The sequence below is a fragment of the Kitasatospora sp. NPDC052868 genome (genome assembly GCF_044547105.1).
Taxonomy (GTDB): Bacteria; Actinomycetota; Actinomycetes; order Streptomycetales; family Streptomycetaceae; genus Kitasatospora.
This window is the reverse complement of record NZ_JBITZW010000001.1, coordinates 778,807-795,778: the sequence shown is the minus strand read 5'-3', so window position 1 is coordinate 795,778 and position 16,972 is coordinate 778,807. Positions and strand designations below refer to the sequence as shown.

14 protein-coding genes are annotated in these 16,972 nt (G+C 75.7%); 6 read left to right on the top strand and 8 right to left on the bottom strand.

The window, feature by feature from the left end; translation table 11 throughout:
- Positions 1-19: 19 nt before the first annotated feature.
- Both ACIGZJ_RS03480 and ACIGZJ_RS03475 read left to right on the top strand, forming a co-directional pair.
- Positions 20-850: a TIGR03084 family metal-binding protein gene (locus tag ACIGZJ_RS03480; RefSeq protein WP_396455697.1), complete on the top strand. Its 831-nt coding sequence runs from the start codon at positions 20-22 to the stop codon at positions 848-850.
- Positions 851-953: 103 nt separating this feature from the next.
- Positions 954-1,421, top strand: coding sequence for a hypothetical protein (locus ACIGZJ_RS03475; RefSeq protein ID WP_396455696.1), 468 nt, complete (start codon positions 954-956; stop codon positions 1,419-1,421).
- A gap of 134 nt (positions 1,422-1,555) precedes the next feature.
- Here ACIGZJ_RS03475 and ACIGZJ_RS03470 read toward each other — a convergent pair whose 3' ends face one another.
- The 3 genes from ACIGZJ_RS03470 to ACIGZJ_RS03460 form a co-directional block, all read right to left on the bottom strand.
- A complete protein-coding gene (locus ACIGZJ_RS03470; protein WP_396455695.1) occupies positions 1,556-4,810 on the bottom strand; it encodes an error-prone DNA polymerase in 3,255 nt (1,084 codons plus the stop codon).
- A gap of 94 nt (positions 4,811-4,904) precedes the next feature.
- Positions 4,905-6,620: a DNA polymerase Y family protein gene (locus ACIGZJ_RS03465; protein WP_396455694.1), complete on the bottom strand. Its 1,716-nt coding sequence runs from the start codon at positions 6,618-6,620 to the stop codon at positions 4,905-4,907.
- A 1-nt stretch (position 6,621) separates the two neighbouring features.
- Positions 6,622-7,338, bottom strand: a complete 717-nt coding sequence (locus tag ACIGZJ_RS03460) for a hypothetical protein (RefSeq protein ID WP_396455693.1) — start codon at positions 7,336-7,338, stop codon at positions 6,622-6,624.
- A 317-nt stretch (positions 7,339-7,655) separates the two neighbouring features.
- Between ACIGZJ_RS03460 and ACIGZJ_RS03455 the strand changes: the two genes are divergently transcribed.
- Entirely contained in the window at positions 7,656-8,336 is a 681-nt protein-coding gene (locus ACIGZJ_RS03455; protein WP_396455692.1) for a formylglycine-generating enzyme family protein, read from the top strand.
- Between the two features lie 33 nt (positions 8,337-8,369).
- Here ACIGZJ_RS03455 and ACIGZJ_RS03450 read toward each other — a convergent pair whose 3' ends face one another.
- Positions 8,370-10,004 carry an MFS transporter gene (locus ACIGZJ_RS03450; protein ID WP_396455691.1) on the bottom strand — a complete coding sequence of 545 codons (1,635 nt, stop codon included), beginning with the start codon at positions 10,002-10,004 and terminating at the stop codon, positions 8,370-8,372.
- 190 nt (positions 10,005-10,194) lie between these two features.
- Between ACIGZJ_RS03450 and ACIGZJ_RS03445 the strand changes: the two genes are divergently transcribed.
- Positions 10,195-11,412 carry an SUKH-4 family immunity protein gene (locus ACIGZJ_RS03445; protein ID WP_396455690.1) on the top strand — a complete coding sequence of 406 codons (1,218 nt, stop codon included), beginning with the start codon at positions 10,195-10,197 and terminating at the stop codon, positions 11,410-11,412.
- A gap of 13 nt (positions 11,413-11,425) precedes the next feature.
- Here ACIGZJ_RS03445 and ACIGZJ_RS03440 read toward each other — a convergent pair whose 3' ends face one another.
- The gene (locus ACIGZJ_RS03440) at positions 11,426-12,679 is read right to left on the bottom strand and encodes an RNA polymerase sigma factor (protein ID WP_396455689.1); all 1,254 of its coding nucleotides are present in this window, start codon (positions 12,677-12,679) and stop codon (positions 11,426-11,428) included.
- Positions 12,676-13,077 carry a YciI family protein gene (locus ACIGZJ_RS03435; protein WP_396455688.1) on the bottom strand — a complete coding sequence of 134 codons (402 nt, stop codon included), beginning with the start codon at positions 13,075-13,077 and terminating at the stop codon, positions 12,676-12,678. Before ACIGZJ_RS03435 ends, ACIGZJ_RS03440 begins: the two co-directional genes overlap by 4 nt.
- A 202-nt stretch (positions 13,078-13,279) precedes the next feature.
- On the opposite strand from ACIGZJ_RS03435, the gene ACIGZJ_RS03430 reads away from it, so the two are divergent.
- A complete protein-coding gene (locus ACIGZJ_RS03430) occupies positions 13,280-14,197 on the top strand; it encodes an oxygenase MpaB family protein (protein ID WP_396455687.1) in 918 nt (305 codons plus the stop codon).
- A 10-nt stretch (positions 14,198-14,207) separates the two neighbouring features.
- Here the strand turns inward: ACIGZJ_RS03430 and ACIGZJ_RS03425 are convergent, their stop codons facing one another.
- Both ACIGZJ_RS03425 and ACIGZJ_RS03420 read right to left on the bottom strand, forming a co-directional pair.
- The gene (locus ACIGZJ_RS03425; protein ID WP_396455686.1) at positions 14,208-15,179 is read right to left on the bottom strand and encodes a helix-turn-helix domain-containing protein; all 972 of its coding nucleotides are present in this window, start codon (positions 15,177-15,179) and stop codon (positions 14,208-14,210) included.
- A 112-nt stretch (positions 15,180-15,291) separates the two neighbouring features.
- A complete protein-coding gene (locus ACIGZJ_RS03420; RefSeq protein ID WP_396455685.1) occupies positions 15,292-15,726 on the bottom strand; it encodes a MarR family winged helix-turn-helix transcriptional regulator in 435 nt (144 codons plus the stop codon).
- 71 nt (positions 15,727-15,797) lie between these two features.
- Here ACIGZJ_RS03420 and ACIGZJ_RS03415 point away from each other — a divergent pair, with 71 nt between their 5' ends.
- Positions 15,798-16,913, top strand: a complete 1,116-nt coding sequence (locus ACIGZJ_RS03415) for an ABC transporter substrate-binding protein (RefSeq protein WP_396455684.1) — start codon at positions 15,798-15,800, stop codon at positions 16,911-16,913.
- Positions 16,914-16,972 lie beyond the last annotated feature (59 nt).

Genomic DNA, 16,972 nt, shown 5'->3' with positions numbered 1-16,972 from the left:
GATGAGAATGGGGATGCCGATGACGAGCCCGAACCCGAAGGCTCCGAACGTCCTGGACGGCCTGTTGGCCGACCTGCGGGCCGAGAGCGAGGTGCTGGACGGCCTGGTGGCCGGGCTGGCGCCGGAGCAGTGGGCCCTGCCGACACCGGCCGAGGGCTGGACGATCGCCCACCAGATCGCCCACCTGGCGTGGACGGACGACTGGGCCGCCCTGTCGGCGCGTGACGCGGAGGCCTTCGGCGAGGCGATCGGCGGGCTCTTCGGGGAGCTGCTCGCGGCGGGCGCGGACCCGGTGGAGGAGGGTGCGGCCCGTGGTGCGGCCGATGAGCCCCGGGCGCTGCTGGCGCGTTGGCGGGCCGGGCGGGAGCAGGTGCTTGCGGTGCTGGACGCGGCTCCGGCCGACATCCGGCTGCCGTGGTTCGGGCCCCCGATGAAGCCGGCCTCGATGGCCACCGCCCGGCTGATGGAGACCTGGGCGCACGGGCAGGACGTCGCGGACGCGCTCGGCGCGGTGCGCGAGCCGTCGGCGCGGCTGCGGCACATCGCGCACCTGGGGGTGCGGACGATGGGCTTCGCCTTCACGCTGCACGGGCTGCCGGCGCCCGAGGCCCCGGTCCGGGTGGAGCTGACCGGGCCGGGCGGGGAGTCCTGGGCCTGGGGCCCCGAGGACGCGGTGGACCGGGTGACCGGGCCCGCCCTGGACTTCTGCCTGCTGGTGACCCAGCGCCGGCACCCGGACGACCTGGGGCTGACCGCCTCCGGCGAGCTGGCGACGGCCTGGCTGCCGATCGCGCAGGCCTTCGCCGGCGCACCCGGAAAGGGGCGCGATGCGGATGGCCGGACAAACTGAATCATCGTCAAATCCCATGAGGGAGAAGCTAAACCACTCCTTCTGGCGATAGGCGGAGTTCGTTCGCGAATGATGGAATTCCCCCATGATTCGCCTTACCACCATGCGCACTGTTCTGGCCGGTGCCGCCGCCCTCCTCGCGGTCGGCGGCCTGGCCTCCGCCCCGGTCCAGGCCTTCGCCCTGCCGACCGACCTGCCCGGCTCGTCCCGGGCGGTGGAGGTCCGGGCCGGCACCGCGGCCGCCCACCGGGTGGTCACCTTCGTCCAGGAGTACAGCCGGGCGGTGCTCGGCCAGAGCGGCGAGAGCCCCCGCGCGGTCCGCGAGCGCTTCCTCTCCCCGCACCTGAACTTCCGCCTCGACGCCTGGGCCGCCGAGCACGACGCCGATCCGGTGTTCCGCTCCCAGAACGTGCCGACCGAGTGGTCCGTCCAGCAGGTGGCCGAGGAGTACGGCTTCGCCTCGGTGCGCTTTACCGAGTACTGGGGAGGCGGCGACAACCAGGAGGTCTGGTTCACCGTCCGCCTCGGGGATCTCCGGATCGTCGAGCTGAACGACCAACCCGCCTTCTGACCCCTCCCGCCACCCCTTCTTCCCCCCCCTCGACCCGGCGCGGCGCAGGCAACCCCCACGACTGCGCCGCGCCGTACCAAACCAACGGATACCCCCGGCCGCCGACACAGGCCCGGCGGTCACAGACCTGGCGGTCACAGGCCGATCCGCAGCGGGCTGAGGCGGGTGGCGACCAGGTTGGTGGCGCCCCGGTCGCGTTCGATGTGGCCGTGGACCAGCAGGCCGGCCCGGTCCAGGGCGGTACGGCGCTGGGACTCCCAGACCGGGCGGCTGCAGATCACGTTGATCAGACCGGTCTCGTCCTCCAGGCTGAGGAACAGCACCCCGCCCGCCGTCGGCGGCCGCTGCCGGTGGGTCACCAGGCCGCCGACCACGACGGCCGTGCCCGGCGCGACGTCCGGCAGTTCGGCGGCCGGGAGCGCGCCGCCGCGTTCCAGGTGCGCGCGCAGATGCTGGACGGGGTGGCTGGTGGCGGAGGCACCGGTGGCCCAGAGGTCGGCGATGGTCTCCTCCACCGGGGTCATCCCCGGCAACGGGGGCGCCTCGGTGCCGGGCGTGGTGCCGGGGAGCAGCGCCGCCGAGACCCCGGCGAAGGCGCCCGCCGACCAGAGCGCCTGCCGCCGGTTCAGTCCGAAGCAGCCGAACGCGCCCGCCGTGGCGAGGGCCTCCAGGGCCGGTGCGGGCAGGCCCGTCCGGCGGGCGAAGTCCTCCAGGTCCGTGTACGGGCGCCCGGCCGCGATCGCCTCGGCCTGCGGGGCGCCGATGCCCCGGACGGTGTCCAGGCCCAGCCGGATCGCGGGCTGCGGCCGCCCGGCGGTGAGCGGCGGGCTGGGGGTCGGCCCCTGGTACGGCTCCAGGGTCGGCCGGGCCGCGCTGGCGTTGACGTCCACCCCGCGGACCCGGACGCCGTGCCGCCGGGCGTCCGAGATCAGGCTGAGCGGCGCGTAGAAGCCCATCGGCTGGTTGGCCAGCAGCGCGCAGGTGAAGGCCGCCGGGTAGTGGTACTTGAGCCAGGCGCTCGCGTACACCAGGTAGGCGAAGCTGATCGCGTGGCTCTCCGGGAAGCCGTAGTTGGAGAAGGCCTCGATCTTGGTGTAGACGTCCTCGGCGACCTCCGGCGGGATGCCGCGCGCGGTCATGCCCTCCAGCAGTCGGTCGCGCAGCCGGGCGACGCGTTCGTGGGAGCGCTTGGAGCCCATCGCCTGGCGGAGCCGGTCGGCCTCGGAGGGGGTGAACCCGGCGCAGTCGATGGCCAGTTGCATCATCTGCTCCTGGAACAGCGGTACTCCCAGGGTCTTTCCGAGCGCGTTCTCCATCAACGGGTGCGGGCAGCCCGCCGGTTCGACCCCGGCGCGGCGCCGCAGGTACGGGTGGACGGAGCCGCCCTGGATCGGGCCCGGGCGGATCAGCGCGACCTCCACCACCAGGTCGTAGAAGTGGTCCGGCTTCAGGCGCGGCAGGGTGGCCATCTGGGCGCGCGACTCGACCTGGAAGACGCCGACGGTGTCGGCCCGCCGGAGCATCGTGTAGACGCCCGGGTCGCCGTCCGGGATGGTCGCCAGGTCGTAGCGCTGCCCGTGGTGCTCGGCGATCAGGTCGCAGGCGTCGTGCAGCGCGGAGAGCATGCCGAGGCCGAGCAGGTCGATCTTGACCAGCCCGGCGCCGGCCGTGGAGTCCTTGTCCCACTGCAGCACCGAGCGGCCCGGCATCCGGGCCCACTCGGTCGGGCAGATCTCGCCGATCGGCTCCCTGGTGAGCACCATGCCGCCCGAGTGGATGCCCAGATGGCGCGGCAGGCCGTGGAGTTGGGAGGCGAGTGCGAGCACGTCGGAGGGGATGACGGCGTCGGCGCCGGGCGGGGAGCGGAAGTCGCTCTGCCGGCTGAACGCGTCGACCTGCCCCTGCGGGTAGCCGAGCACCCGGGCGGCGTCGCGCAGCGCCAGCCGGGGCCGGTAGGTGATCACATTGGCGACCTGGGCGGCGTGCTCGCGCCCGTAGCGGCGGTAGACGTACTGGATGACCTCCTCGCGGCGGCGGTTCTCGATGTCCAGGTCGATGTCGGGCGGCCCGTCGCGGGCGGTGCTCAGAAAGCGTTCGAAGAGCAGCTTGTAGTGGACCGGGTCGACGGCGGTGATCCCGAGGGCGTAGCAGACCGCCGAGTTGGCCGCCGAACCGCGGCCCTGGCACCAGATGGACTCCCGGCGGCAGAAGTCCACGATGTCGTGGACGATCAGGAAGTACCCGGCCAGGTCGAGCTGCTCGATGACGTCCAGTTCCTTGGCGAGCTGCCGGCGGGCCGGTCCGTTGCCGGGGCCGAAGCGGGCCGGGCCGCCCTCGGCGACCAGTGCGCGCAGATGGCTGATCTCGGTGTGCCCGGGCGGGACGGGGAAGCCGGGGAGCTCCGGGTCGAGCCTGGCGAAGTCGAAGGCGCAGGCGCGGGCGAGGTCGACGGTGGCCTGCCGCACCCCGGGGAAGCGGGCCAGCCGGGCGGCCATCTCGCGGCCCGACCGCAGGTGGGCGGTGCCGGCCGCCCTCGTCCAGCCCGCCGCGTCCTGCAGGGTGCGGCGCTCGTGCAGCGCGGCGAGGCTCTGCGCCAGCCGCCCCTGGGCCGGCCCGGCGTGGTGGGCGTTGGTGGAGGCGACCACGGGCAGGCCGAGCCCGGCGGCGAGGGCGGCCAGGGCGTCGTTGCGCAGGTCGTCGCCGGGCTGCCACTGGTCGATCAGCTCGACGTAGACGTTGTCGCGGCCGAACGCCTCGGTGAGGGTCCGCAGTTGGTAGGCGGCGGCGCTCCCGGCCAGGGCGCCGGACAGCGCTGCGGGCACCCGGCCGAGGCGGCAGCCGGTGAGTACCGCCCAGTGGCCCCCGTGCGCGTCGGCGAGCGCCGCGAAGTCGTACGCCGGCCGCCCCTTGGCCCCGCCCGCGAGTTGGGCCGCGCTGATCGCCGCGGAGAGCCGGCGGTAGCCGGCCGGGTCGCGGGCCAGGACCAGCAGGTGTTCGCCGTTCTGACGCAACGTCAGCTCCGCCCCGAACACCGTGGCGATGCCCGCCTCGCGGGCCGCCTCGGCGAAGCGGACCGCGCCGTAGAGGCCGTCGCGGTCGGTGAGGGCGAGCGCCTCGATCCCGAGTCGGGCGGCCTCCGCGACCAGCGCCTCCGGGTCGCTGGCGCCGTCCAGGAAGCTGAAGGCGGAGTGGACGTGGAGTTCGGCCCAGGGGAGGGAGGACCCACCCGGGGGTTCGCCGGGGCCTTCGGCGGGCCCGGTGGCGCCGGACCGGTCACGGCCGCGGCCCCGGAGCGGGACGACCTCGCCATCCGCCGGGCCCGGCCGGCCGCCGGCGAGGCGTCGGTGCAGTTCGCTCCAGGGGAGCGTGGGGTGGCTGGTGAATCCCATCGGGGGCTGTTACTCCGGTCCTGCCGTGTCGGTCTGTCGCCCCCCCTCTTTCGCTTCGTTTGCCTCCCCTTCGATTCGTGGCACCTCGTGCCGGTCAGTCGTAGCCGGCCTCCACGAACCAGGCGCCGCCCTCCACCGTGAGCAGCAGTGCCCGGCCGCCCTCCACCGCGACCTGGAAGCGCGCCCGGCGGCGGGCGAGCGACTGGTCCCACCAGTACTCGACCGCCGGCCAGGGCCCCGTCCAGCCGTCCACCAGCAGCTCCCGCCCCCGCACCGCGACCCGGGCCGGCCGGGCCGACACCCCGGCCCGGCCGTCCACCGTCACCGGATGCCCGTCCGCGTCCAGCACCACGGCCGGCAGCGGGGTGCGGTGCACCACGGCGGGCCAGACGTCCCGCAGCCGCCCCGGCCAGGGCGCGTCGGCGGGGGCCGCCGGCTCGTGCGCCTCGCCCCACGGCACCCGGACCGCCTGCTCGTCCGGCCCCCGCCCGCCGGCCGGCTCGATCCGGCGCAGCCCGGCGTGCCCGAGCACCGCCTGGACGCGGGCCACCGCCCGCTCCACCCGGTCGTCCGCGACGGCCTGTCCCCAGAGCGCCAGCTGCCGCCCCTGGTCGGGGGCCAGCCCGTCGGGGGCGAGGCGCAGGACGGTGAAGCCCGCGTCGACCCCGGCGCCGGACGCGGCGAACGTGCCCGCGCCCTGCCAGGCCTGGAGCTGCCAGCGGACCCGTTCGGCCAACGCCCCCGCCGACAGACCCTCGTGCCGCCAGAGCCGCGAGGCCGTCCGCCCGTCGGCGCACGCCACCTCGACGGCGACCCGCCGACAGGTCAGCCCCGCCCCGGCGAGGCGCTGGTGCAGCCGCTCGGCCAGGGCCCTGGCGACGAACACCAGTGGCTCGGCCAGTGGCTCGGGCGGGTCGAAGCGCTGTTCGACGGAGAGGTCCGGCTCCTCCGCCCGCGGTACCAGCGGGCGCGACCGCAGCCCCCGGGCCGTCCGGTGGGCGGCGGTGCCGGCCGGGCCGAAGCGGTCCGCGACCGCCTCGGCGGGCAGGGCGGCGAACGCCCCGACGGTGGGCAGGCCCAGCCGGTCCAGCAGTTCGGCCAGCCCCTCGTCGCCGAGCGCCGCCACCGGGTAGGGGGCGAGGAACTCCGGCGTCCGCCCGGCCGGCACCAGTACCCCCGCCCGCGCGGCCAGCACGGCGGCGAACAGGCCGTCGGCCACGCCGACCAGGGCCTCCGGTGCTTCGGCCGCCACCGGCTCGGGGGCTGCCCCTGCCCCTGCCCCTGCCCCTGCTCCTGCTTCGAACGCGTCCGCCGGGCCGTCCTCCGGGCCGTGCCCTTGCGGCAGGTCCACCCCGGGGTGGGCACGCCCGGCCGGGGCGGCCTCGGCATCGGCCGGGTGCACCGGCACCACCGGGTCCGCCAGCGCGTCCGCCACCGCCGTCCGGACCTTCGCCGCCAGCGCCTCCTCGCCACCGAAGTACCGGCTCGGGCCCTTCACCGGGATCGCGCACAGGCCCGGGCGCAGCACCTCCACCCGGGGCGTGAAGGCCTCCACCGCCGCGACCACCGGTTCGAACCGCCTGGTCTCCGCCTCCGGGTCGCGCTCCCGCAGCTCCAGCGCGGGGCAGAGCCGCTGGGCGAGCTTGAGCCGCTGGCCCTGCCGCACCCCGGCCGCCCGGGCCGCCCGCGAGCAGGCCAGCACCCGCCCGCCGGCGGTCACCGCCACCGGGCGGTCGCCGCCGAGGCCCTCGACCGCCGCGACCGGCCAGTCCGGGCACCAGACCACCAGCACGCGTGGACTGTCCGCCATCTCACACCACCGCCAGACGTTCGAGGCCCGCTCCGGCCCCCGACACCGCGTCCTCCCCCGTCGCCCCCACCGTCCGCACCGGATCCGCCACCGGGTCGGCCACCGCCCGCACCTCGCCGTGCTCGTCCGGCAGCCAGAGCCGCGCCGTCCGACCGCGCACCGCCGCGCCGCGCCCCTCGGCCACCACCTCCACCTGCCGTCCGGTGAGCTGCCCGTGCCCGTCGCCCAGCCCGAACCACCGCCCGGACCGCACCCCCAGCCGCAGTCCGGCCCCCGGCCACGGCCCCGCCACCAGCAGCACGCAGCCGCTGCGCCGCAGCACGGCCGCCAGCCGGGCGGCCAGCCCGGGCGCCACCGGCCCGTCCGGACGCAGCATGATCAGCTCGACCGCCCCGGCCAGCACCGAGACCACCTCGGCCCAGTGCGGCCCGGGCTCGTCCGCCACCAGCAGCCGCCGCAGGTCCAGCCCGTACCCGGCCGCCGCGGCCAGCCCGAGGTCCGGCAGCCCGACCGCCGCGGCCCAGCCGCCCCCGCTCGCCGCGTCCTCCCCCACCGCCCCGGCCGCCAGCGCCAGCAGCAGCCCGGCGTCCCCGCCCCCGACGGACACCGCCGTGCCCCGCCGCAGCCCCCCGTCCGGCAGCAGCGCCCCCAGCGCGGCCGGCACCGGCAGCACCCCGCCCACCCGGCCGCCGACACCCGGGGCAGCCGCCGACACCACCGGCCGGAGCGTCGGTCGCTCGGCGGTGGAATCGAAAACAGATTCGAAAACGGGCACACCCCCAGGATCGAACATCTGTTCGTAAAGATTCAAGTCCGAATACCCCACCCGGACGATCACGCTGAGTGCGGTCGATCGCGACGGCTGCCACTCGGGCGAGGGATCCCCCACTGCGCAGGCGGCCTGTCCGGCTCAGGCGCCTCGCCAGGTTGGCGTTGATCATCGAGGGCTGTTTGCAGCCAGGGCTTGTGGGCCGAGAAGGCCCGCGCCGGGGAGTCGGGCCGCCCGAGTCGGGTGGCGCGTAGGATCACCTGCCCATGGACGCGAGCGCATTGGGCGGGATGGTCGCCGTTCCGCCGGGGGTGGTCACGCTGTCGGACCGGCGGACGCAGCGGAGTTGGCCGGTGGAGGTCGCGGCCTTCCGGCTCGCGGCGCTCCCGGTCACCCAGGGGCTGTACGCGGAGGTCACCGGGCGGTGGCCGGGTGCCGGGCGGGGAGAGCGGTTGCCGGTCGAGGGGGTCTCCTGGTGGGACGCCGTCCGGTTCTGCAACGCCCTGTCCCGGCGGGACGGGTTCACGCCCGCCTACCGCCTCGGCCCCGACGGCGGGGACGAGGTCGTCGCCTGGGACGCGGCGGCCGACGGGTACCGGCTGCCGACCGAGGCCGAGTGGGAGCACGCCTGCCGCGCCGGTACGGCCGGGCCCCACTACGGACCGCTCGACGAGATCGCCTGGTACCGCGGCAACTCGGAGGAGCGGATCCACGAGGTGGGCGGCAAGCGGCCCAACCCGTGGGGCCTCCACGACATGCTCGGCAACGTCTGGAACTGGTGCTGGGACGTCTACGACGCCGAGGTCTACGGCGACTACCGGGTGCTGCGCGGCGGCGGCTGGTTCGACGAGCACTGGAGCTGCCGGGCCTCCGCGCGCCGCCGCAGCCACCCGAGCCTGCGGATCGACGACGTGGGCTTCCGGGTCGCCCGGTCCACCCCGCGCTGACCCGGAAGCGGAGGCCGGGGCGAAGCGAACCGGTCAGCGCGGCGCGGGCGGACCGGACGCGGCCGAACCGGGCGGGGTGGTCGGGATCCGGTGGGTGAAGAACATCGCGAGGAGCGCCGCGAAGGCGAGGACGGCCAGTGCGGCGCGCAGTCCGTCGACCCGCGCCTCGGTGTTCGCGTCGATCGCGGCCGAGGCCGTCGCCGGGTCGACGCCCGCCTGGTCGAGGGCCTCCGTCAGCTGGGCGTCCGACAGGAAGGGCGCGCCGCTTTCGAGTTGCACGGTGGCCTGGCTCTTGACCGCGGCCGGGACCGCCGGGTCCTGCTCGACGGTGGTCAGGAACGAGGAGGTCAGGGTCGCGATCAGGATCGACCCGGCGAGCGCCGTGCCGATCGAGGAGCCGAGGTTGGTGACGGCGTTCTGGATGCCGCCGACCTCGGCGCTCTGCTCGTCCGGTACCGCGGACACGGTGACCGCGCCCAGCTGGGACGCCAGCGCGCCCATGCCGAGCCCGATCAGCAGCAGGGGGACGGTGACGACCTCCGCGCCCGCGTCCGCGTCGAGCGCCGCCAGCAGGACCACCGCCCCGGCGAACAGCAGCAGGATCCCGATCCGCACCACCCGCCGCGGCGAGATGCCGGGCAGCAGACGGGGGATCAGCACCGCGGCGGCGAGCAGGGTCAGCGAGAGCGGCAGCAGCCGGGCGCCGGTCTTCAGCGCGGACAGGCCCAGCGCGACCGACAGGTAGAGCGGGACGACGAAGAACACGCCCATCTGGACGAGGTACTGGAAGAAGAACATCACCAGGCCCCCGGTGAGCTGCCGGTTCCGCAGCAGGGCCGGGTCCACCAGCGGCTCCCGGTCCCGCTCCACCAGGCGGGCCTCCCAGCGGAGGAAGAGGTGGATCAGGAGCAGGCCGGCGAGCACCAGCCACACCACCAGGGAGATCCCCAGCCAGGAGGGCGCGTCGGGCTTCGGCAGGAACCAGCCCCACTCGCCCGAGCGCAGGATGCCGTAGACGAACACCCCGAGGCCGAGGGCGGAGAGCACCGCCCCGAGGAGGTCGATGCGGGGGTGCCCCTCGGTGGGCGCGTCGGTGAGGCGGCGGGTCAGGAACAGGATGCCGAGCACGATCACGACCTCGCCGGCGAAGACCCAGCGCCAGGAGAAGTAGGTCGTCGCGATGCCGCCGATGAGCGGTCCGACGGCGATCGCCACGGCCCCCGCGGCGGCGACCAGCCCGTAAGCGGCGGGCCGGCGTTCGGCGGCGAAGTTGCCGGCGACCAGCGCCACGATCGCGGGCAGGATGAGCGCCGCCCCGAGCCCTTCGAGCAGCGACCAGCCGACCAGCAGCACGGGCAGGTTCGGGGCGAGGGCCGTCGTCAGGGAGCCGCAGCCGTAGACGGCGCAGCCGATCATGAACGCCCGCTTGCGGCCGATGAGCGCGCCGACCTTGCCACCGGGGATCATGAACATCGCCATCACCAGCGTGTACGCCGTGATCGCGCCCTGGATCCCGGTCACGGTCGTGCCCACGTCGTCGGCCACGGTCGCGATCGAGACGTTCATGACGGAGCTGTCGAGCGCCATCAGGAACTGACCGGCCGCGAGAGTGGGCAGGACGAAGCCCGCCGTTGCCGACCCCTTGGAAGTACCTGTCCCGGCTGCCATGGGCGCATCGTGCCAGCCTCCCCCGCGAACGGGCCTCCGACCCGCCCCGGGTGTCAGCCGGTTGGCGCCCCGCGGGCGGGGCCGCGACCGGGCCGCGGGCAGGGCCCCGGGACCGGCGCGCGTCACCGCCGTCCGCGGCGCCCGTTAGGGTCGGGGCCGCAGGAATCACCGACACAGGGGGGCGGCACCCATGGACACCACCACCATGGACACCAACGACGCGGAGGCGGCCGGTCAGCGGCCGTACCGGTTCGATCCACAGGAGCTGCCCGCGGGGCTGTCCCACGGCCCCAGCCGGAGCTTCCTCGTCCGGGACGGGCTGCCCGGGCGGGGCGCCTTCCTGGACTTCGGCGACCTGGCGGCGGACGGGCCTGCCCTCTACGAGCCCGGCGGCGAGGGCGCGGGGCCGCTGTACCTCCTCGGTGAGACCGACTACTTCCCCCACATCGCCTTCAGCGGCAGCAGCGTGGTGCTCGACGGCGCGACCGGGGAGGTGCACCTCGCCGAGCGGGTCGACGGCGGGCTGCGGCGCGACCTGCTCGCCACCGACCTGCCCGCCCTCGCCGCCCTGATCCACGAGACCGAGGCGGTGGCGCCGGCCGCCCGGCAGCCCGACGCGTACGACGGCCTGCGCGGCCCGGCGGTGGTCGCCCAGGTGATCGCGGCCGCCGGGCGGCGGATGCGCGCCATCGACCCGCGGCTGTACGACGGCGCCGCCCCGCCCGCGCACTGGGACACCGCGCTGCGCGTGCGCGCCCTGTGCTGGGGCGCCGGGCCCGGCGGACCGGGCGGGCTCCGGTACGAGCTGGACCCCGGGCTGGTGGCGGAGATCGCCGCGCTCACCGACGAGGGGGCCGTCCGCCGCTACGTGGAGGCCGAGCTGCCCGCCGGGCTCACCCACACCCCGACCCGGCGGCTGCTCACCGAGGTCGGGCTGCCGCTCGGCGGCTGGATGTTCGCCGTCCACGAGGGCCCGCTGCTGACCATGGCGGAGGAGTACCCCGAGTACTTCGGCGAGGCGGACGGGCCGCAGGACGAGGCCGAGGAGCGGGACTACCAGCGCGACTACTTCGCGCTCGCCTCCTGGCCGACCGACCTGGAGGTCGCCCTCGACGGCGCCACCGGCCGTCTGGAGCTCCCGGACTGGTACGACGACGGCGAGCCCGCCGCCTACCTCAACCGCGACCTCTCCGCGCTGCTCTACGCCCTGTGGACGTACGAGCGGCTGCGCGAGGAGTGGGACCGCTGGGAGGACGGCGGCCCGTGGGCGGTGTTCGACCCGCGGGCCCTGCTGCACAGCGCGGTGGACGCGGCGGTGGCGGCCGTCGACCCGGAGGCCTTCGCCACCCCCGGCCACTCCTGGCAGCTCCTCGCCGACGACGCGCACGCCGGCGGCCTCCTGTCCTAGGGTCCGCCCGCGGTCAGCGCCCGGGCGGGCCGGCCAGGCGGGCGGCGCGCAGGGTGAGGTGGTGGCGCTCGGGGAGGCTGGCCGTGCGGCGGGCGGCGGCACGGTAGTCGGCGGCCGCCGCCTCGCGGTCGCCGGCCAGTTCGTGCAGGTAGGCGCGGACCGCGGCCAGCCGGTAGTGGCCGGCCAGGGCCGGCGGGGCGTCCGCGAGGAGGGCGAGGCCGGCCGGCGGCCCGTCGACCATGGCCGTCGCGACCGCCCGGTTGAGGATGATCAGCGGATTGTCGGAGATCCGCTCCAGCACCCCGTAGAGGGCGAGGATCTGCGGCCAGTCCGTCTCCGCCGCCGTCCGGGCCTCGTCGTGTACGGCGGCGACGGCCGCCTGGACCTGGTAGGGGCCGACCGGGCCGCGCGGCAGGACGGCGGTGATCAGGGCGGTGCCCTCGGCGATCGCGGCGGCGTCCCAGCGGGTGCGGTCCTGTTCGGCGAGCGGGACGAGTTCGCCGTCCGGACGGGTACGGGCCGGGCCGCGCGCCTCGGTGAGCAGCATCAGCGCCAGCAGGCCGGCCACCTCGGCGTCGTCCGGGAGCAGCGCGTGCACGGCCCGGGCGAGGCGGATCGCCTCCCGGGCGAGCTCGACGCGCCGCAGCTCGGGGCCGGCGCTGCTGGCGTAGCCCTCGTTGAAGACCAGGTAGAGCACGTGCAGCACCGCGTCCAGCCGGGCGGGCCACTCGGCGGCGTCGGGCATCCGGAACGGCACGCCGGAGGCCTTGATCCGCTGCTTGGCCCGGGTGATCCGCTGGCCCATGGTCGCCTCGGGGACGAGGAAGGCGCGGGCGATCTCCCCGGTGGTGAGGCCGCCGACCGAGCGCAGCGTGAGCGCGATCGCCGAGGCGGGCGGGAGGGCGGGGTGGCAGCAGAGGAAGAGCAGGGTCAGGGTGTCGTCCTGGGCGCCCTCGTCCGCGGCGTCGGCGGGCGGCGCCGTCTGCCGGTCGGCCGGCGTCTGCCCGGCCACCAGGTCCTCCCGGCGCCGGCGGGCCTGCTCGCTGCGGACCAGTTCGGTCATCCGGCGGCTCGCGACCTGGATCAGCCAGCCGCGCGGGTTGTTCGGCAGGCCCTCCCGCGGCCACTGGACGGCCGCGTCCAGCAGGACCTCCTGGACGGCGTCCTCGGCTGTGGCGAAGTCGCCGAAGCGGCGGGTGAGCACGCCGACGACCTGCGGCGCGAGGGTGCGCAGCAGGTCGTCGGCGACCGGGTCGGGTGTGCTCACAGCTCGGTGGGCGGCACCGACATGACCTGGCGCACCTCGATCGGCATGTTCAGCGGCGCCCCGCCGGGGCCGGGCGCGGCCGAGACGGCGGCGGCGATCTCCACGGCGCGGGCGTCGGTCTCGCAGTCCACGATCCACCAGCCGGCCACCCACTCCTTGATCTCCGGGAACGGCCCCTCGGTGACCACCGGCGCGCCGCCGGCGTGCGAGCGGACGATCCTGGCGGTCTCCGGCATCGCCAGGCCCTGGGCGTCGACCAGTTCCCCGGCCTCGGCGAGCCTGCGGTTGGTGTCCTTCATGAACCCGATGTGCGCCTGGATCTCCTCGGGCTTCCACTCGTCGATCCTGGGGAAGTCGGCCGTCGCCTCGCTGAACTGCATCAGCAGCATGTACTTCATGGTCCTGCTCCGTCTCTCCTTGCGGCGCCCCTGTGCGGGCCGCTCTCACGGGTAGGTAGAAGCACGCCCCGCGATTTCGACACCCCTGGCGGGGATCTCGAAAAAAAAGTTAGCGGGCGCCGACCGGGCGGGGGTGCAGCGACGCCCGCGGACCGCTCCGGGCCGCGTTGACCCGTACCTGACCGGACCCTATGGTCGGAGGGTGCAGCGATACGACTGGCTGAAGAAGATTCAGCGGATGGACCCGGAGACCGAGTTCACCGAGATCTACCGGATCAGCAGCTGGTACGAGTTCCCCTGGGACACCGTCCAGTCGCTCGGCTTCGCGCTCTACCGCACCTACGCCGTCCCCGGCATCGGGCGGCTGCTCGCGGAGACCGGAGAGTTCACCGACCGTGCGCAGAAGCGGTACGACGACACCACGCTGATCCTGGAGGCCGTGGTCGAGCACGGCTTCGGCTCGGCGCAGGGCCGCGAGGCGATCCGGCGGATGAACCAGATGCACCGCCGGTACGACATCTCCAACGACGAGTACCTGTACGTGCTCGCCACCTTCGTGGTGGTCCCCAAGCGCTGGCTCGACGACTACGGCTGGCGCCGGTACTCGCGGCACGAGATCCGTGCCACCACCAACTACTACCGCGAGCTCGGCCGCCACATGGGCCTGAGCGGCATCCCGGAGACCTTCGAGGAGTTCGAGCGGCTGCTCGACGACTACGAGCGCGAGCACTTCGGCTTCGACCCGGGCGGCCGGGAGGTCTCCGACGCGACGCTCGGGCTGATGGCCTCCTGGTTCCCGGTGCCGCTGCGCCCCTCGATGCGGCTCTCCTCGGTCTGCCTGCTCGACGACCCGCTGCGCGAGGCCTTCGGCTACCCGGCCCCGCCGGCCCTGCTCCAGCGCGCCGTCCGCACCGGCATGTGGCTGCGCGGGCGCGTCGTCCGGCTGCTGCCGCCCCGGCGGCGGCCCAGCCTGGCCCGCGACAACCGCCAGGTCCGGGGCTACCGGGGCGGCTACCGGATCGGCGAGCTGGGCACCTTCGCGGACGCCCCGGCGGCCGGCGGCTGCCCGTTCCCGCACGCGAAGGCCCCGGCGGACGAGGTCCGAGCGGACGAGGCCTGAACGGCCCTGCTCAGGCCCGGTCCTGGCGCGGTACGGCGGCCGCTCCGGAGCCCGCTCCGGCGCCCGGTCCGGCCGGCGGGCCGGTGACCGTCCAGACGGTGTCCGGCTCCTGCGCCGCGGCCACCAGCCCGGACAGCAGCCGCAGCCCCGCCTCGGACGCCGAACCGGGCGCGGCCGTGTAGACGGCCACCCGCTGCTCCTCGTCCTTGGGCAGCGACAGGTACTCGGTGGTCAGCTCCAGCGGGCCCACCACCGGGTGCTGGTAGCCCCGGGTGTCGCTGCCCGGGCAGAAGACCGCGTGCGAGGCCCACAGCCGGGCGAACTCCTCGCTCGCCAGGGACAGTTCGCCGACCAGGGCGGCCAGCTCCGGCGCGTCCGGGTGCCGCCCGGCGATCAGCCGCAGGTCGGCGACGACGCCCCGCACCTGGCGCGGCCAGTCCGCGAACAGCTCGCGCACGTGCGGGTCGAGGAAGAGCATCCGGGCCAGGTTGGGGCGGTCGGCGGGCCGCTGCGGGGCAGTGAGGTCGAGGTGGCCGGCCAGCAGGGCGTGCGCCATCGGGTTCCAGGCGAGGATGTCCAGGAAGCGGCCGAACACCAGCGCCGGGACGTCCCGGAGCGACTCGACCATCATCTGCACCGTCGGCCGCGCCCGCTCCGGCCGCGCCGCCCGCCTGCGCGGCCGCTCCACCGGGCGGGCGAGCGCGTAGAGATGGGCCCGCTCGTCGATGTCCAGGCGCAGCACCCGGGCGACGGCGTCCAGTACGGCGTCCGAGGCGTTGGGGCTCTGCCCCTGTTCGAGGCGGGTGTAGTAGCCGGCGCTCACGCCGGCCAGCTGCGCCAACTCCTCCCGGCGCAGCCCGGGGACACGCCGCTGGCCGCCGTACGTGGGCAGTCCGACATCCTCCGGCAGCAGCCGGGCGCGCCGGGCACGCAGGAATTCTCCGAGATCCTGGCGCGCAGTGGTGGGTACCTGTGGACTCATGGGCCCCAGTCTCACTTCTCCGGCGCGGCCGTGCCTGCACCTGTCGGGTATACCCACGGCGGCGGGCACCGCGCCCGGACCGGCAGGCCGCGGAACAGCGCACCCCGGGGTGCTACGCCTCGGTGAGGTGGCGCAGCAGCGGGCCGGGGTCGGCGGTGCCGCAGGCCGCGCGGACGGCGGCGTCGTGGGCGGCGGCGAGGGCGTCGAGGCGGGTGAGCCTGGTCCGGCCGCGGCGGGAGAGGTGGGCGGTGACCCGACGGCGGTCCTGCTCGTCCTGGCGGCGGTAGGCCCAGCCGGCCTCGGTGAGGGCGTCGACCACCCGGCTGAGGCTGGCCTGCGGGATGGCCAGGGCCTGGGCCAGCTCCCCCATCGCACAGCCGCCCTCGTGGGCGGCGAGGGCCCGCATGACGCGCCACTGGTCGAGGGTGCAGCCCTCGGCCTCCAGCTGGGCGGCCAGGCCCCGGGCCAGCCGGCGCTGGGCGACGGTGAGGAGTTCGATCAGGAGCGGCTGGTCGACGACGGCGGGGGCGGTGCCGGGTGGTGTCATCGCCGTTCCTCTTTCGCCGTTGCGGTGCCTGCCGCTTGCCGGATCCGCCGGCCTGACGATACTCGCAGGCAATGAGCGCCGACGTGAAGCTGCTGGAACCGCTCGACGCGCTGCACCTCCCCCGGGAGGGGCCGGCGCTTCGGGTCGCCCTGGTCGTACCGCAGTCCGGGCCGTTGGGGCTGACCGGGCCCTCGGCGCTGGACGGGGCTCTGCTGGCCGCGCACGAGGTGAACGCGGGCGGCGGGGTGCGCGGGCTGCCGCTGGAGCTGGTGCTGGTGGACGGCGGCGGGCCGCCGGGGGCGGTGGCCGGGGAGGTGGCGCTGCTGCTGGACGCCGGGGCGGTGGACGCGGTGGCCGGCTGCCACTCCAGTGACGTGCACCGGGCCGTGGAGGCGGTGGCCTCGGGGCGCGCCGCGTACGTGTTCACGCCGCCGCACGAGGGCGGGACCCGCCGGCCCGGGGTGGTCTGCACGGGGGCGGACCCGGTCCGGCAGCTGGACGGGGTGATCGAGCGGCTCACCGCCCGCCACCGGCTGCGCCGTTGGGCGCTGATCGGCAACGACTACATCTGGCCTCGCGCGGTGCACCGGGCCGCCGGGGCGGCGGTGGCGCGGGCCGGGGCGGGGGTGGTGCTGGAGCGGCACCTGCCGTTCGGCACGGCGGAGCGGGCGCTGGAGCCGCTGCTGGACGCGCTCCGGGCGGCGCGTGCGGACGCCCTGCTGCTGAGCCTGATCGGCGCGGACCTGGTGCGGTTCAACCGGGCGCTGCGCCGGAGCGGCCTGCACCGGCGGCTGGTGCGGCTGTCCGGCGCGCTGGAGGAGAACAGCCTGGTCGCGTACGGCGGGGACGACACCGGCACGCTGTACGCGGTGATGCCGTCGTTCGTCTCGCTCGCCGAGGAGCGGCGGCTGCGGCTGGCCGAGCGGCACCGGGCGGTGTTCGGACCGTACGCGCCGGTGCTGGACGCGTACGCGGTGGGGTTGTACGACGGGCTGCACCTGCTGGCGGCGCTCGGGTCGCGCGGCGAGCTGGTGGCGACCGGCGGTCTGGCGCGGGCGGCGGCGCGGCTGCTGCACGGGGAGGGCGCGGCCGTCCGGCGGGCCTGGGCGCGGGCGCCGCTGGGGCCGGCCCGGGAGCGGGTACACCTGGCGCGGGCGGAGGGGCTCGGGTTCACCGTGCTGTCCTGAGGCCACAAGTCGCGGACCCCCCGAGAACTCTTCCATTTGGAAATAACTGGCCCTACTGT

Coding starts and splice junctions, on each gene's coding strand:
- ACIGZJ_RS03480 (WP_396455697.1), top strand. CDS start 20: ATGACGAGCCCGAACCCGAAGGCTCCGAACGTCCTGGACGGCCTGTTG.
- ACIGZJ_RS03475 (WP_396455696.1), top strand. CDS start 954: ATGCGCACTGTTCTGGCCGGTGCCGCCGCCCTCCTCGCGGTCGGCGGC.
- ACIGZJ_RS03470 (WP_396455695.1), bottom strand. CDS start 4,810: ATGGGATTCACCAGCCACCCCACGCTCCCCTGGAGCGAACTGCACCGA.
- ACIGZJ_RS03465 (WP_396455694.1), bottom strand. CDS start 6,620: ATGGCGGACAGTCCACGCGTGCTGGTGGTCTGGTGCCCGGACTGGCCG.
- ACIGZJ_RS03455 (WP_396455692.1), top strand. CDS start 7,656: ATGGACGCGAGCGCATTGGGCGGGATGGTCGCCGTTCCGCCGGGGGTG.
- ACIGZJ_RS03450 (WP_396455691.1), bottom strand. CDS start 10,004: ATGGCAGCCGGGACAGGTACTTCCAAGGGGTCGGCAACGGCGGGCTTC.
- ACIGZJ_RS03445 (WP_396455690.1), top strand. CDS start 10,195: ATGGACACCACCACCATGGACACCAACGACGCGGAGGCGGCCGGTCAG.
- ACIGZJ_RS03435 (WP_396455688.1), bottom strand. CDS start 13,077: ATGAAGTACATGCTGCTGATGCAGTTCAGCGAGGCGACGGCCGACTTC.
- ACIGZJ_RS03425 (WP_396455686.1), bottom strand. CDS start 15,179: ATGAGTCCACAGGTACCCACCACTGCGCGCCAGGATCTCGGAGAATTC.
- ACIGZJ_RS03420 (WP_396455685.1), bottom strand. CDS start 15,726: ATGACACCACCCGGCACCGCCCCCGCCGTCGTCGACCAGCCGCTCCTG.
- ACIGZJ_RS03415 (WP_396455684.1), top strand. CDS start 15,798: ATGAGCGCCGACGTGAAGCTGCTGGAACCGCTCGACGCGCTGCACCTC.